At 68.5% G+C, this 13,537-nt stretch carries 15 protein-coding genes; 5 read left to right on the plus strand and 10 right to left on the minus strand.

Annotated features, from left to right (window positions below; all coding sequences use genetic code 11):
- Positions 1-4: 4 nt before the first annotated feature.
- From rplB to rpsJ, 5 genes are read right to left on the minus strand one after another with little or no spacing between them, the layout of a single operon-like run.
- On the minus strand, positions 5-841 hold the full coding sequence (gene rplB / locus ACFVVM_RS29045) for a 50S ribosomal protein L2 (RefSeq protein ID WP_067491152.1): 837 nt from the start codon (positions 839-841) through the stop codon (positions 5-7).
- Between the two features lie 33 nt (positions 842-874).
- Positions 875-1,180 (minus strand): 50S ribosomal protein L23, encoded by a 306-nt coding sequence (rplW, locus tag ACFVVM_RS29050; RefSeq protein ID WP_019045018.1) that lies wholly within the window; start codon positions 1,178-1,180, stop codon positions 875-877.
- Positions 1,177-1,851 carry a 50S ribosomal protein L4 gene (gene rplD / locus ACFVVM_RS29055; RefSeq protein WP_387624757.1) on the minus strand — a complete coding sequence of 225 codons (675 nt, stop codon included), beginning with the start codon at positions 1,849-1,851 and terminating at the stop codon, positions 1,177-1,179. The genes rplW and rplD overlap by 4 nt, the downstream gene beginning before the upstream one ends.
- Entirely contained in the window at positions 1,848-2,513 is a 666-nt protein-coding gene (gene rplC / locus ACFVVM_RS29060; protein ID WP_071926407.1) for a 50S ribosomal protein L3, read from the minus strand. Before rplC ends, rplD begins: the two co-directional genes overlap by 4 nt.
- 17 nt (positions 2,514-2,530) lie before the next feature.
- Positions 2,531-2,836, minus strand: a complete 306-nt coding sequence (gene rpsJ, locus ACFVVM_RS29065) for a 30S ribosomal protein S10 (RefSeq protein ID WP_040804197.1) — start codon at positions 2,834-2,836, stop codon at positions 2,531-2,533.
- 526 nt (positions 2,837-3,362) lie between these two features.
- Between rpsJ and ACFVVM_RS29070 the strand changes: the two genes are divergently transcribed.
- The 3 genes from ACFVVM_RS29070 (at position 3,363) to ACFVVM_RS29080 (ending at position 5,986) form a co-directional block, all read left to right on the plus strand.
- A complete protein-coding gene (locus ACFVVM_RS29070; RefSeq protein WP_071926406.1) occupies positions 3,363-3,839 on the plus strand; it encodes a hotdog fold domain-containing protein in 477 nt (158 codons plus the stop codon).
- Between the two features lie 84 nt (positions 3,840-3,923).
- Positions 3,924-4,802, plus strand: a complete 879-nt coding sequence (locus tag ACFVVM_RS29075) for an ABC transporter ATP-binding protein (protein ID WP_387624761.1) — start codon at positions 3,924-3,926, stop codon at positions 4,800-4,802.
- Positions 4,799-5,986 (plus strand): ABC transporter permease, encoded by a 1,188-nt coding sequence (locus ACFVVM_RS29080; protein WP_387624764.1) that lies wholly within the window; start codon positions 4,799-4,801, stop codon positions 5,984-5,986. The genes ACFVVM_RS29075 and ACFVVM_RS29080 overlap by 4 nt, the downstream gene beginning before the upstream one ends.
- On the opposite strand, the gene ACFVVM_RS29085 is transcribed toward ACFVVM_RS29080, so the two are convergent.
- Positions 5,952-6,398 (minus strand): hypothetical protein, encoded by a 447-nt coding sequence (locus tag ACFVVM_RS29085; RefSeq protein WP_387624767.1) that lies wholly within the window; start codon positions 6,396-6,398, stop codon positions 5,952-5,954. The genes ACFVVM_RS29080 and ACFVVM_RS29085 overlap by 35 nt on opposite strands.
- 75 nt (positions 6,399-6,473) lie before the next feature.
- On the opposite strand from ACFVVM_RS29085, the gene ACFVVM_RS29090 reads away from it, so the two are divergent.
- On the plus strand, positions 6,474-7,652 hold the full coding sequence (locus ACFVVM_RS29090) for a lycopene cyclase family protein (RefSeq protein WP_387624770.1): 1,179 nt from the start codon (positions 6,474-6,476) through the stop codon (positions 7,650-7,652).
- 55 nt (positions 7,653-7,707) lie between these two features.
- On the opposite strand, the gene ACFVVM_RS29095 is transcribed toward ACFVVM_RS29090, so the two are convergent.
- Genes ACFVVM_RS29095 through ACFVVM_RS29105 form a run of 3 tightly spaced genes read right to left on the minus strand, consistent with a single transcriptional unit; the run spans position 7,708 to position 10,345 of the window.
- A complete protein-coding gene (locus ACFVVM_RS29095; protein WP_387624773.1) occupies positions 7,708-8,541 on the minus strand; it encodes an ABC transporter permease in 834 nt (277 codons plus the stop codon).
- Entirely contained in the window at positions 8,538-9,341 is an 804-nt protein-coding gene (locus tag ACFVVM_RS29100) for an ABC transporter permease (protein WP_387624776.1), read from the minus strand. Before ACFVVM_RS29100 ends, ACFVVM_RS29095 begins: the two co-directional genes overlap by 4 nt.
- Before the next feature lie 5 nt (positions 9,342-9,346).
- Positions 9,347-10,345 carry an ATP-binding cassette domain-containing protein gene (locus ACFVVM_RS29105; RefSeq protein ID WP_387624779.1) on the minus strand — a complete coding sequence of 333 codons (999 nt, stop codon included), beginning with the start codon at positions 10,343-10,345 and terminating at the stop codon, positions 9,347-9,349.
- Between the two features lie 293 nt (positions 10,346-10,638).
- On the opposite strand from ACFVVM_RS29105, the gene ACFVVM_RS29110 reads away from it, so the two are divergent.
- Entirely contained in the window at positions 10,639-12,153 is a 1,515-nt protein-coding gene (locus ACFVVM_RS29110; protein ID WP_387624782.1) for an aldehyde dehydrogenase family protein, read from the plus strand.
- Between the two features lie 4 nt (positions 12,154-12,157).
- On the opposite strand, the gene ACFVVM_RS29115 is transcribed toward ACFVVM_RS29110, so the two are convergent.
- Complete coding sequence (locus ACFVVM_RS29115) at positions 12,158-13,393, minus strand: TetR/AcrR family transcriptional regulator (RefSeq protein ID WP_387624784.1); 1,236 nt, start codon at positions 13,391-13,393, stop codon at positions 12,158-12,160.
- Between the last annotated feature and the right edge of the window lie 144 nt (positions 13,394-13,537).

The following is a 13,537-nucleotide window of genomic DNA, read 5'->3' on the forward strand; positions in this document are numbered from 1 at the left end:
CTCCTTAGCGCTTCTTGCCGGTCTTGCGGCGGCGGACGATGAGCTTGTCGCTCGGGCGGTTGGGCTTGCGGGTGCGGCCCTCAGGCTGACCCCACGGGGAGACCGGGTGGCGACCACCGGAGGTCTTACCCTCACCACCACCGTGCGGGTGGTCGACCGGGTTCATGACGACACCACGGACGGTGGGACGACGGCCCTTCCAGCGCATACGGCCGGCCTTGCCCCAGTTGATGTTCGACTGCTCGGCGTTGCCGACCTCGCCGACGGTGGCGCGGCAGCGCACGTCGACACGGCGGATTTCACCGGAGGGCATGCGCAGGGTCGCGTACGGCCCTTCCTTGCCCAGCAGCTGGATGCTCATGCCTGCGGCACGGGCCATCTTGGCGCCCCCGCCCGGACGCAGTTCCACGTTGTGGATCGTGGTACCGGTCGGGATGTTGCGCAGCGGCAGGTTGTTGCCCGGCTTGATGTCGGCCGTGGGGCCGGACTCGATCGGGCTGCCCTGCTTGATGCCCTTCGGCGCGATGATGTAGCGCTTCTCGCCGTCGGCAAAGTGCAGCAGTGCGATGTTGGCGGTGCGGTTGGGGTCGTACTCGATGTGAGCGACCTTGGCCGGGATGCCGTCCTTGTCCAGTCGACGGAAGTCGATGACGCGGTAGGCACGCTTGTGACCGCCACCGCGGTGACGCGTGGTGATGCGACCGTGCGCGTTACGACCACCGGACTTGGTGAGCGGGCGCAGCAGCGACTTCTCCGGCGTCGACCGGGTGATCTCGGCGAAGTCCGAGACGCTGGAGCCACGACGGCCCGGCGTAGTCGGCTTGTATTTACGGATTGCCATGAGTTCTTCTCTGCTTTCTGGATCGCCAGCCGCTTACGCGACCGGTCCTCCGAAGATCTCGATGGGCTTGCTGTCGGCCGAGATGGTCACGAGCGCGCGCTTGGTGTCCTTGCGCTTGCCGTAACCGAAGCGGGTCCGCTTGCGCTTGCCCTGACGGTTGGCGGTGTTGACGCTGGTCACCTTGACGCCGAAGACCTTCTCGACGGCAATCTTGATCTGCGTCTTGTTCGAATCCGGGTGCACCAGGAAGGTGTAGGTGCCTTCCTCGATCAGTCCGTAGGACTTCTCCGAGATGACCGGTGCGAGCAGGATGTCGCGGGGGTCGGCGATGGTGCTCACTTGCTCTCCTCCTGGGCCGCCTCGGCGGGACCGTGAACGAACGCGTTCAGGGCCTCGACGCTGAACACCAGTTCGTCGCTGTTGAGGACGTCGTAGGTGTTGAGCTGATCCGGGGCGATCGGCAGCACGTTCTGCAGGTTCGCCACGCTCTTCCACGCGGCGACGTCCTCGCGACCGACCACGACAAGGAACTTCTTGCGGTCCGAGAGCTCGGCCAGGAAGTCCTTGGCGGACTTGGTCGACGGGGTCTGACCCGAGACCAGTTCGGTGATCACGTGGATGCGCTCGTTGCGGGCCCGGTCGGAGAGGGCACCGCGCAGGGCGGCGGCCTTCATCTTCTTGGGGGTCCGCTGGCTGTAGTCACGCGGCTGCGGGCCGTGGACGGTGCCACCGCCGGCGAACTGCGGGGCGCGGGTCGAGCCCTGACGGGCGCGGCCGGTGCCCTTCTGGCGGTACGGCTTCTTGCCACCACCACGGACCTCACCACGAGTCTTCGTGGAGTGGGTGCCCTGGCGAGCGGCGGCGAGCTGAGCGATGACGACCTGGTGCATCAGCGAGACGTTGGCGGTCACGTCGAAGATCTCCGCGGGGAGCTCGACGGTGCCTTCGGTCTTGCCGCCTGCGGCCTTGACGGTCAGCGTCAGGTTGGCCTTCTTCTCGAGGCTGGTCATGCGTGCGCACCACCCTTCACGGCGCTCTTGACGATCACGACGTTGCCCTTGCGGCCAGGGATCGCGCCCTTGACCAGGAGCAGGCCGTTCTCGGCGTCGACCTTGTGAACCGAGAGGTTCTGCGTGGTGACGCGGTCGTTACCCATACGGCCCGACATGCGCATGCCCTTGAACACGCGGCCGGGAGTGGCGCAGCCACCGATGGAACCCGGGCGACGGTGCACAGCCTGCGCACCGTGCGAGGCGCCCTGGCCCTTGAAGCCGTGACGCTTCATGGTGCCGGCGAAGCCCTTGCCCTTGCTGATTCCGGTCACGTCGACGTAGGTGCCCTCTTCGAAGACATCGGCGGAGAGCTCCTGGCCGATCTCGAAGGTGGAGGCATCCGCGACGCGGATCTCGGTGACGTGGCGGCGCGGAGTGACACCGGCCTTGGCGAACTGGCCGGAAGTCGGCTTGTTCACCTTGCGCGGGTCGATGGCGCCGAAAGCGATCTGAACGGCCGAGTAGCCGTCGCGCTCCACGGTGCGGATCTGGGTGACCACGTTCGGGCCCGCCTTGATGACGGTGACCGGGACGACGCGGTTCTTCTCGTCGAAGACCTGGGTCATGCCGAGCTTGGTGCCCAGGATGCCGGCTGCGGGCCGGTTCTTGTTGTCAGTCATTGTGTCTCGAGTCCCCGTCACTGAATGTTGACGTCGACGCTGGCCGGCAGGTCGATGCGCATGAGCGCGTCAACCGTCTTCGGCGTCGGGTCGAGGATGTCGATGAGGCGTTTGTGCGTGCGCATCTCGAAGTGTTCGCGCGAGTCCTTGTACTTGTGCGGCGAACGGATGACGCAGTAGATGTTCTTCTCGGTGGGCAACGGCACAGGCCCGACCACGCGGGCGCCAGTGCGGGTCACCGTCTCCACGATCTTGCGCGCAGACGCGTCGATCGCCTCGTGGTCATAGGCCTTGAGCCTGATGCGGATCTTTTGTCCCGCCACGCTAAGTGTCCTTTTCTCCGCTTTCCTTCGTGGTCACAGGAGCTGGCTCCTGCACCACCCTCATTTGCACAGCCCGAACACACGAAAGACGCCAGAACGCCACCGGGCACTGCCCAGTCTTCGCCGCTGTTCATCTGTCATGGTTCTCCGGTCCACGCGGTCGGGCGTGTCGCCTTTTCGCTCATTCTTCAGCCCTGGTCACCTGCTCACCATCGGCCCGAATGTGGTCCCGGACGTATCCGCACCGGAGAACCGGCGAGACACAAACTAGGTACTGCTCGCCTCGCTCGATCCGAGCTCCTCCGCGGAGAGAGCACGATCCTGTGCAAGGCAACCCGAACAGTATGCACCATCCCGACAACGCTCTTCAAATCGGGGGTCATGAGGTATCGATCACGCCCCTGCCGGGGCGTCTACCTGGACCGCGTCGTCGAGACGGGCTGTACCGAGCCATGGTAGCTGTCGCGATGCCGGGCCAGGTCGGCGGAGGGTTCCGCGCTACCTTACTTTTGAGTAAGATACGCCTATGACTCAGGAAACCGCCACCTTCCGCGGCTGGAAGAAACTGCCCGACAACCGCATCGGGCACGCGCTGTTCTCGCTCGGCATGGTCGCGCGGGTCCCCTACTTCGGCACGGTGCTGCCCCAGGTGGTGCGGCTCGAGCCCGGCGTCTGCGAGGTGACCTCGCCCAAGTGGTTCGGCATCCACAACCATCTGGGCACCTTCCACGCGATCGCGGCCTGCAACCTGGCCGAGGTCGCGATGGGCATGCTCAGCGAGGCCACCGTGCCGACCACCCACCGCTGGATCCCCAAGGCGATGAATGTGCAGTACCTGGCCAAGGCCGAGACCGGGCTGCGCGCGGTGGCCAAGCTCGACGAGATCCCCGATTTCGCGGCGATCACCGAGGGCGTGAATCTGATCGTGCCCGTGTCGATCTACGACCGGGACGGGATCGAGGTCGTCCACGCCGACATCACCACCTGGGTCACCCCGCGCTGACACGTCCCGCCGTACCGGTTCGACGTCGGGGTCGAAGGCGTTGGGTCGGTACGGTTGTCGGCGAGACGACAGACGGGAATTTCGATGTTGGAAGTCGCGGGACTGGTACGCCGATTCGGAGACAACGTCGCGGTCGACGGGGTGTCGTTCGATGTCGAGGCGGGGTTGCTGACCGGGTTCGTCGGGGGGAACGGCGCCGGGAAGACCACCACCATGCGGATGATCATGGGTGTGCTCGGGGTGCACGGGGGCGAGGTCCGATGGGATGGACGGCCGGTGACCGCGCTGGATCGGCGCGGATTCGGGTACATGCCCGAGGAGCGGGGGCTGTATCCGAAGCAGCCGGTGCTCGATCAGCTGGTGTATCTGGCCCGGCTGCGCGGGCTGGCCGCCGGTGCCGCCCGCACCCGCGCGGGTGAGCTGCTCGAACGATTCGAACTCGGCGACCGGGGCAAGGACAAGCTCGAATCGCTGTCGCTGGGTAATCAGCAGCGGGTGCAGATCGCGGCGGCGGTGATCGCGCAGCCGACCGCGCTGATCCTCGACGAACCGTTCTCCGGTCTGGATCCGGTCGCCGTGGACTCGATGGTGGAGTTGCTGCGCGAGTACGCGCAACAGGGTGTGCCGGTGCTGTTCTCCTCGCATCAGCTGGATCTGGTGGAGCGGCTGTGTGATCGGCTGGTGATTCTCGCGCGCGGCAAGGTGGTCGGGCAGGGCTCGGTCGACGAGCTGCGCGCGGGCAACGGATCGCGGTACCGGCTGGTCGTCAGCGGTGATTCCGGCTGGCTGCACGAGCATCCCGGCGTGCGGGTCCTCGACCTCGACGGTCCACGCGCGCTGCTCGAATTCGACGGCGCGGGCACCGATGACGTTCTGAAGGAAGCACTCTCGCGCGGATCGGTGCGCGAGTTCGCCGAGGTGCGGCCGACGGTCGCCGAGATCTATCGCGAGGTGACGGCATGAGCGCGACGCCAGGAAACGAATCGCGGGGCGTGTGGCGCATCGTCGCGGGCCGGGAGGTCGTGGTGAAGCTGCGTGATCGCAACTTCGTCATCTCGACCGTGGTCACCGTCGTGGCGATCATCGCGTCGCTGGCCATCAGCGGGTTCCTCAGCAGCAGGCCGGACGTGGTCGACGTGGCGATCACCGGTGCCGACACCGCGGTCGTGCTCGACACCGCCAACGCGCTGGCCGCCGACACCGACACCAGCTTCACCGGGCACGCTGTCACCGATCGCGCCGCGGTCGAGCAGCAGGTGCGCGACGATGTGGTCGATGTCGGCCTCGTGCCCGCCGAGCCCAGCGGTTGGCTGCTCATCGGCAAGACCGCCGAGGACACCGACACCGCCACCTACATCACCGCGGCCGCGCAGCAGATCGCTTTGCAGCGCAATGCCGATGCCGCCGGTGTCTCGCTCGAACAGCTCGGGCGCGGCGCCGCGGTGGGTTACGACGTGCTCGAGCGGGGCGCGGTCGATCCCGGCCTGGCCAAGATCGTGGCGTTCGTCTTCGCCTTCCTCTTCTATCTGGCCTCGGTGCTGTTCGGGATGTCGATCGCGCAGAGCGTGGTCGAGGAGAAGCAGAACCGGATCGTGGAGATCCTGGCCAGCGCGATGCCGTTGCGGCAGTTGCTGATCGGCAAGGTCGCGGGCAACGCGGTGCTGGCGTTCGTGCAGTTGGCGCTGTTCGTCGGCGCCGGGCTGGCGGGTTTGGCGGCGACCGGGAAGACCGAGCAGCTGGGCCAGATCGCCGGTGCCGCGGGCTGGTTCATCGTCTTCTTCCTCGTCGGCTTCCTCGCCCTGGCCAGCCTGTGGGCCGTCGCCGGTTCACTGGCGACGCGCAGCGAGGACCTGCAGTCCACCGCGACACCGCTGTCGATGCTGATCATGATCGTGCTCTTCGCCGGAATCTTCCTCACCGGCACCGCCCGCGTGATCGCGTCCTATGTCCCGATCATGTCCATCGTCGCCATGCCGGGCCGCCTCGCCGAAGGCACCGCCGCCTGGTGGGAACCCTTCATCGCCCTGGCCCTGATGGCCGTCGCCACCTACGGCATCGTCATCATCGCCGAGAAGATCTACCGCCGCTCCCTCATGCAGACCCAGGGCCGCCTCACCATGCGCCAGGCCCTCGCCCTGGAGGAGTGAACGGCCCCCGTGCCATCCAACGTCCGGTCGAACCGCTGACCGTCAGGCAGAAGACGAGCCCGCAGACCAGCGCGGCGGCGGCCGCCCAGAGTCCGGAATCCGAACCGGCCGCCAGCCCCGCCGCCGCCGCGAAGGCCACCCCGAGTCCCGCGCAGACCGCGACGATCCACCGGCCCGACGGGCGGCGGAACATCATCAGGACCGCACCAGCGAGCCAGATCAGGATCGGCACCTCGAGCCCCACGGCCACCGCGATGGTCGTGCCCGAGCTGGTGCCGATCTCTTGCTCGAGTGCGATGGCGAGCACGGCGATCAAGAGAACGAAAACTCCGCACGCACCGGCCACCACGACCGAGAGAACCGCGGCGATCTTGGCCGCGGCGCCGGACGTCGAATCCCCCTGAGATGTCATGCGCTCATCTGACCACGCCCCACCGCGGTGGTGCGGTGGTTGCGCGGCGACGTGGGCAGCGGCTTGAATGCGGACGTGAGCACTGTGCGGGAATTCGATCTCTGTGTGGTCGGGCTGGGGCCGGCCGGGCGGGCGCTGGCGCATCGGGGCGCGGTGGCCGGGTTGCGGGTGGCCGCGGTGGATCCGCGGCCGGATCGGTTGTTTCCGCCGACGTTCTCGTGCTGGGTGGACGAGCTGCCCGAGTGGTTGCCCGAGAGTGCGATCGCACAGCGGATCGCGGCGCCGACGGTATGGACCAAGAGCGAGCATCGGATCGAGCGGCCCTACTGTGTGCTGTCCAAGGCGGGGTTGCACGCGGCGCTGGCGCTCGATGACGCGACGGTCTTCGCGGATCGGGCGCGGCGTGTCGAGCAGCACGAGGTGGAGCTCGCGGACGGGACGGTGATCTCGGCGGGCACGGTGTTCGACACCAGGGGCCTGCCGACGCTGGGCAAGCGAAGGGCGGCCTCCGCGCACGGGATCTTCGTCGACGCCGAGACCGCGGCGCCGATGGTCGCCGACGGTGAGGGCCTGCTGCTGGACTGGCGGCCGGAGAACGGGGCGGGCCCGGACGAGCCGCCGTCGTTCCTCTACGCGGTCCCGCTCGGTGACGGCACGGTGATCTTCGAGGAGACCAGCCTCGGCCTGCGCGGCGGCATGCCACAGCACGAGCTGCGCAAGCGCACGCTCAACCGCCTCGCCGCCCACGGCATCCGGCTGACCGGCGAGGAGCCGACCGAAGCCGCCCACTACCCGCTCGACCAGCCGCCACCGAAGAAGGGCACCGCGACGGCGGTCCCGTTCGGTTCGCGCGGCGGGATGATGCACCCGTGCACCGGCTACAGCGTGGCCGATTCGCTCGCCCTGGTCGACACCGCAGTCACCGCGATCCAGCGGGGCGAGAACCCGATCGAGGCGCTGTGGCCGTGGCAGGCCCGCGCGGTCTACTGGATGCGCATGCGCGGGCTGTGGGGACTCGGCCGCCTGACCACCGATCAGTCGATCGCCATGTTCGAGGCGTTCTTCACCGAATCCGCGCGCGGCCAGCGCGCCCTGCTCTCGGCCCACGACGACTACACCGCACTCGGCGCGGTCCTGTTCAACACTGTCGCCCACACCTGGCCGTTCCGCTGGCGCTACGACCTGGTCGGCTGGACCAACCGCGATCGCTGGGTCGACTACCCCTTCGCCCCCGCGGACGCGCGCACGCGCTGAGACGCGAACGCCGTCCCGATCACGAGGACCGGGACGGCGTCGAGCGCTCGACGGACTACGAGGTCTCGGCCGCCCGCTTGTATCCGCGGATCGCCGGGTAGGCGAAGACCGCGATCATCCCGACTGTCCACGCGACGGTCTTGAGCAGCGGCTCGGCGACCGGACCGCCGTAGGACAGCCCCTTCATCGCCTCGATCGCGCAGCTCATCGGCTGATTGGCGACGATGGTCTGCAGCCAGGTCGGGTACGCGGCGATCGGCACGAAACCGGTGTTGAAGAACATCAGCAACGTGTTGAGGATGCCGATGAGGCTGATCAGCATCACACCCTCGGTGATGGTGGCCAGCGCGGTCACCATCACCGCGAAGCCGATGCCGAACAGCACCGGCACGCAGATCAGCGCGATGTTGGTGAGCGGGTTCTCCATGAACAGGAACCCGAGCGGCACCGCGACGAGCAGCACGATCACCGTGGTGATCAGGATGCGCAGCATCTCGGCCAGCAGGCGGCCGGTCAGCAGCGAGGCCTTGTTGATCGGCATCGTGTAGAAGCGGCTGAGCAGGCCGGTCGCCTTCTCGCGTTTGAAGCCGAGCGCGCTCACGACCGCGCCGGTCATGGCCGCGATCAGCGTCAGCAGCGCGGCCTGACCGTAGATGGCGGGCATGCCGCTGTAGGCGGTGATGTAGTTGCCGAGCACGATGCGGAACATCAGCAGGGTCACCGCGGGGTAGGCGATGATCTGGATCGTCGTCGCCGGGTCGCGCAGCCACACCATCAGCAGGCGTTTGCACTGCAGCAGGCTGTGCGCGAACCACACCGACACCGAGGACTCCGGCTTGGTGTGCACCACCGGCAGCTGCGCCGCGGTATCCATGGTCGTCGTTGTCATGATCGCCTCACACTCGCCCACACCGCCAGTGGGAGGAACAACGTCGCGGCCCCACCGAGCCACACCAGCGACACCCAGGAACCGGCCCAGCTCAGGTGACCGGCGGCCATGTCGCTGAGGGTCTGCGCGAACTGGGAGATCGGCTGGTTGCGCGCGAAGGCGCGCGCCCAGGTCGGGAAGGCGCCCTCGGGGACGAACCCGGTCGAGAGCATGCCGAAGATCAGGATCGGCAGGGTGAGGGCCTGGCTGAGCGCCTCGGGATTCTTGGTGAGGCTGCCGAGCGCGTCGGCGCCCAGCGTCAGCACCACGCCGACGGCGAGGGCGAACCCGCAGAACACCAGGGCCTGCTCCCAGCCACCGGTGAACCGGAAACCGATCAGGTACCCGTAGCCGACCGTGGCGATCAGCGAGACCACCGACCGCACGATGCCCGCGGACACCCGCGAGAGCAGGGGCACCAGCGAACCGATCGGCATGGTCTGCAGCCGCGCGCTCAAGCCGGTGAGCGCTTCGAACGCGGCGAGCTGCGCGTTCGACATCATCGTCATCGCCATCGTCTGCAGGACGATGATCGGCATCACGTACTGCGCGTAGTCGATGCCCTGGAACTTCATCACGTAGCGCAGCGGCAGATAGAAGGCGGCGGTGACGACCAGCGGGGTGAGCACCGCGACGTAGAGCTCACCCTTCGTCGCCATCGTCCGCACGATGCGCCCGGTCAGCGCCCGCCACTGCGCGAAACTGCTCGGATGCACGACGGGAAGCTCGGCGAACAGGGTCGTCGCCGCGGGAGAGGACACACTCACTAGTGCCCGCCCGAATGGCCGGTGATGGACAGGAACACGTCGTCGAGCGAAGGGCGCCGCAGGGCGATGTCGGCCAGGTCGATGCCCGCGTTGTCGAGCCTGCGCAGCGCCTCGGCGAGGGTGGCCGCGCCGTCGGGGGCCGGGATGGACAGCTTGTCGGCGCCGTCGAGGTCGGCGGCCACCGCCGCGGGGACCAGATCGCCGAGCGCCTGCACGGTCGCCCGCAACCGGCTCGGGTCCAGCGGGACGATCTCGCAGTAGCTGCCGCCGGTCTTGGCCTTGAGCTGGTCGGCGGTGCCCTCGGCGATGACAGTGCCCTTGTCGATGACGATGATGTTGTCGCTGAGCACGTCGGCCTCTTCGAGGTACTGCGTGGTCAGCAGCACGGTGATGCCCTGGTTCTTGAGCGCGGTCACCAGATCCCAGACGCCCTGGCGGCTGCGCGGGTCCAGACCGGTGGTGGGCTCGTCGAGGAAGACCACCTCGGGCCGCACGACCAGCCCGCAGGCGATGTCGACGCGACGGCGCATGCCGCCGGAGTAGTTGCGCACCGCGCGCTTGCCCGCGCTGACCAGGTCGAACTCCTCGAGCAGGACCTCGGCGCGCTTGCGGGCGGCCGACTTGGTCAGGCCCATCAGGCGGCCGAACAGTTCGAGGTTCTCCCGGCCGGTGAGGTTCTCGTCGAGCGCGGCGTACTGGCCGGTCATCATGATCGCGCGGCGCACCCCGGCGCCATCGGTGACGACGTCGTGCCCGGCCACGATCGCGGTGCCGGAATCCGGACGCAGCAGCGTCGAGAGGATCTTGACCGTGGTGGTCTTGCCCGCGCCGTTGGGGCCGAGGATGCCGAGCACACTGGCCCGTTCGGCCCGGAAACTGATGCCCTGCAACGCCTGCACATCGCCGAATGACTTGTGCACATCGGACACCAGCACTGCGGGCTCGTCGCGCGACGCGACGCCACCCACGGGCGAATCCACTGAGATCGAACTCGGCATCAACTCTCCACCATCGGCCGGGTGCGGTGCTGTGAGACGAGCGCGCCCGGAATTGTCTTCCCGGTAAGTGATCCATACCGTTCGGCGCGATGTTACCGGTCATCCGGTTTTCCCGGTCCGCTCTGCGCGGAGCGGGGCGGTTTGCCCGGCCCTGTGGTCTTGCTCACGTGGGCAGTGCAAGGGCAGTGCGATGACCTTGTCGGCTCGCCCGGGCGCCCATACGCTGACGATCGGGGAAACACTCGTCTCACCGGCCCGTTCGCGGGTGTGTTCGATCTTGTGAGAGGTGACGGATGTCCGAGTCTGCACCGACGGGCGCCGCCGCGCCCACCGGCCGATCCGACGCGCTGACGTCGTTCGACCCGCGCACCGGCGAACAGCTCGCGCACTATCCGATTCACGGACCGGCCGAGGTCACCCGCGCCGTGCGCACCGCCCGCGCGACCCAGAACTGGTGGGGCGAGCTGGGATTCGGCGATCGCAAGCGCCTGCTGCTGGAGTGGCGGCGCCAGATCGCCCGCAACACCGGCGAATTGGTGGAGGTGCTGCGCTCGGAGACCGGCAAGCCGGAGGCCGACGCCATCCTCGAGGTGATGCTGGCGGTGGAGAATCTGGACTGGGCCGCCCGCAACGCCGAGCGCACTCTCGGCCGCAAACGGCTGGCCAGCGGCTGGTTCACCCGCAATCAGCACGCCTCACTCGGCTATCTGCCGCTCGGCGTGATCGGCGTGCTCGGCGCGTGGAACAACCCCGTGTTCACCCCGATGGGCTCGATCGCCTACGCGATGGCGGCCGGGAACGCGGTGGTGTTCACCCCGCACGAACTCACCACCGGGGTCGGCACCTGGCTGGCGGCCAGCTGGGCCGCGGTGGCACCGGATCAGCCGGTGTTGCAGGCGGTCACCGGTGACTCGCGCACCTCGAACGCGCTGGCAAGGGCCGAGGTCGACAAGATCGCCTACGCCGGTCCGGAGGCGGGCGGGCGCGAGGTGATCGCGCTGTGCGCGCAGACGCTCACGCCGGTCGTGGTGGAGAACAGTGGCAAGGGCAGCATGATCGTGCACGTCGACGCCGTCCTCGACGCGGCGGCCGAGGCCGCGGTCTACGGGGCGATGGCCAACGCGGGCCAGAACTCCTCGGGGATCCAGCGCTGTTATGTCGCCGATTCGGTGTTCGACGACTTCCTGGCCAGGGTGGCCGAGCGGGCGGCCAAGCTGCGTCCGGGCGCCGACAATCGCGCCGCCTACGGTCCGATGATCAACGGCGCCCAGGTCGACGTGGTGCGCCGTCAGGTACGCGACGCGATCGCGCGCGGCGGGCACGCGGTGCTCGGCGGTCTCGATTCGTTCCGCGACCCCTATGTGGAGCCGATCGTGCTGGCCGAGGTGCCGGAGGAGAGCATCGCCATCACCGGCGAGGGCATCGGCCCGGTCCTGGTGGTGAACCGGGTCGCCGATCTGGCCGACGCGGTGGCCAGGGTGAACGCGGCGGGCAACGGCATCGCGGTCACCGTGTTCACCCGCGACATCGCCAGCGCGGAGTTCATCGCCGAACAGCTGCGGGTCGGGGTGGTGACGGTGAATTCCTCGACCGCCTTCACCGGTATCCCCGCGCTGCCGTTCGGCGGGATCGGCGAGTACGGCCAGGGCCACAGCCACGGTCAGCAGGGCCTCTACGAGTACAGCCGGACCATGTCGATCGCCCGCAGGCGCTATCGCGCGCCGGTGCGGCTGTCGACCTTCGACCGGCACCCGCGTCACGTGCACACGGCGAAGGCGTTCTTCCGGCTGCGCCACGGCCGCGGCTGAGTGCTCAGCCCTCCGGCGAACCGGTGCCGAGCAGGACGGCGCCGGTCAGCGCCGCCAGCCGGTCCAGCTGTTCGGGCCGGGAGTCGAAGCGCAGCAGCCTGCCGACGTCGATGATCTGGCCGATCGCGGCGTGCACGCGGAAGCGGGCCTCGATCGGATCGCCGTCGAGCAGATTGGCCCATTCGAGGATGTTCTGGCGCTGGATCGCGCGCAGCCGGTGCTGTTCGGCCTGCGGCAGATTGCTGAACTCCGCGTAGTAGACCGGCATGATCTCCGGGGTCGCGAAGGTGAGCCGGGCGTAGCGGTCGGCGATGCGGCGGGCGGCGTCGGCGGGGTGGTCGGCCTCGGCCAGTGCCTCGCCGATGGCCACGGCCAGCCGGTCGCCGGTGCGGTGGAAGGCCGCGGCGAGCAGGTCGGCCTTGCTGTCGAAGTGCCGGTAGACGCTGGAGGCGTTGATGCCGACCGCGGCGCCGATCTCCTCGATGCCGGATTCGTGGTAGCCGTTGCGACCGAAGATGCGGATCGCCTCGGTGAGCAGTTGTTCGCGTTTGGAGGTGACCGGCAGGCCGCGGTTCTGCCTGCTCGGCTCGGCCTCGGCGGGTGTCGGCGGCAGTTCGGCGCGCACGATCGCCCAGGCCATCGACCGCTGCAGGGCGAGCATTCTGGTGTGCGAGAGGGTGGTGCGGTGCGCGGCGATGCTGGCCAGCGCGCTGAGCGCGCCGACGGCGAGCAGGGTGACGTCGTCGGGGCTCGCCTCGGGCCGCAGCTCGGCGATGGGGGCGGCGACCATGGCCTCCAGTTCGCGGTAGAACGCGCGGATGCGCACGCGGTCCTCGCGTTCGAGGTAGCGGCGTTCCCAGCGGTACAGCCCGGCCTCGCGGCGGAAGTCGATGTTCTGCTCGGCGACCGCGGTGATCAGCGCGTCGAGCCGGTCCGCCGGGGGCAGCGCCGGGTCGTCGGCGGCGCGGGCGACATCACGCAGGCCGCGCGCGCCCTCCTCGGCGGCGGCGACGAGCAGGGCGTATTTGTTGGCGAAGTGGCGGTAGAGCGCCGGACCGGAGATGCCGACCTCGGCGGCGATCTCGTCCACGCCGACCGGGTAGTAGCCGCGGGCGCTGAACGCCCGCGCGGCGGCCCGCATGATCTGCAGCTTGCGGTCCTTGGGCCTGCGGCGCACGACCCGCGCCGGTGCGGTGGTCGGCTCGCAGGCGCGTTCGGCATCACTGCGATCGGCGACCATGCACTCACTTTCCGTTCCGCGAACCAGGGCTCTGGACTGCTCGGGCGCCGCCGGGTGACGGCGCCGGACCAGTCAACCTAAGTTAACCACAATTCGCAAACGTCGAGAGGCAGGTCGACAAAGGAAAACCGCCCCGGCGGCGAG

The sequence above is a fragment of the Nocardia sp. NPDC058176 genome (genome assembly GCF_042883805.1).
In the GTDB taxonomy this organism is placed as follows: Bacteria; Actinomycetota; Actinomycetes; order Mycobacteriales; family Mycobacteriaceae; genus Nocardia.

What these genes read in the sequence shown, in the direction of transcription:
- rplD (WP_387624757.1), bottom strand. Translation starts at nt 1,851, where the DNA reads ATGACCAGCCTCGAGAAGAAGGCCAACCTGACGCTGACCGTCAAGGCC.
- ACFVVM_RS29115 (WP_387624784.1), bottom strand. Translation starts at nt 13,393, where the DNA reads ATGGTCGCCGATCGCAGTGATGCCGAACGCGCCTGCGAGCCGACCACC.
- rplB (WP_067491152.1), bottom strand. Translation starts at nt 841, where the DNA reads ATGGCAATCCGTAAATACAAGCCGACTACGCCGGGCCGTCGTGGCTCC.
- ACFVVM_RS29085 (WP_387624767.1), bottom strand. Translation starts at nt 6,398, where the DNA reads ATGACATCTCAGGGGGATTCGACGTCCGGCGCCGCGGCCAAGATCGCC.
- ACFVVM_RS29080 (WP_387624764.1), top strand. Translation starts at nt 4,799, where the DNA reads ATGAGCGCGACGCCAGGAAACGAATCGCGGGGCGTGTGGCGCATCGTC.
- ACFVVM_RS29110 (WP_387624782.1), top strand. Translation starts at nt 10,639, where the DNA reads ATGTCCGAGTCTGCACCGACGGGCGCCGCCGCGCCCACCGGCCGATCC.
- ACFVVM_RS29105 (WP_387624779.1), bottom strand. Translation starts at nt 10,345, where the DNA reads ATGCCGAGTTCGATCTCAGTGGATTCGCCCGTGGGTGGCGTCGCGTCG.
- rplC (WP_071926407.1), bottom strand. Translation starts at nt 2,513, where the DNA reads ATGACTGACAACAAGAACCGGCCCGCAGCCGGCATCCTGGGCACCAAG.
- ACFVVM_RS29075 (WP_387624761.1), top strand. Translation starts at nt 3,924, where the DNA reads ATGTTGGAAGTCGCGGGACTGGTACGCCGATTCGGAGACAACGTCGCG.
- ACFVVM_RS29095 (WP_387624773.1), bottom strand. Translation starts at nt 8,541, where the DNA reads ATGACAACGACGACCATGGATACCGCGGCGCAGCTGCCGGTGGTGCAC.
- ACFVVM_RS29070 (WP_071926406.1), top strand. Translation starts at nt 3,363, where the DNA reads ATGACTCAGGAAACCGCCACCTTCCGCGGCTGGAAGAAACTGCCCGAC.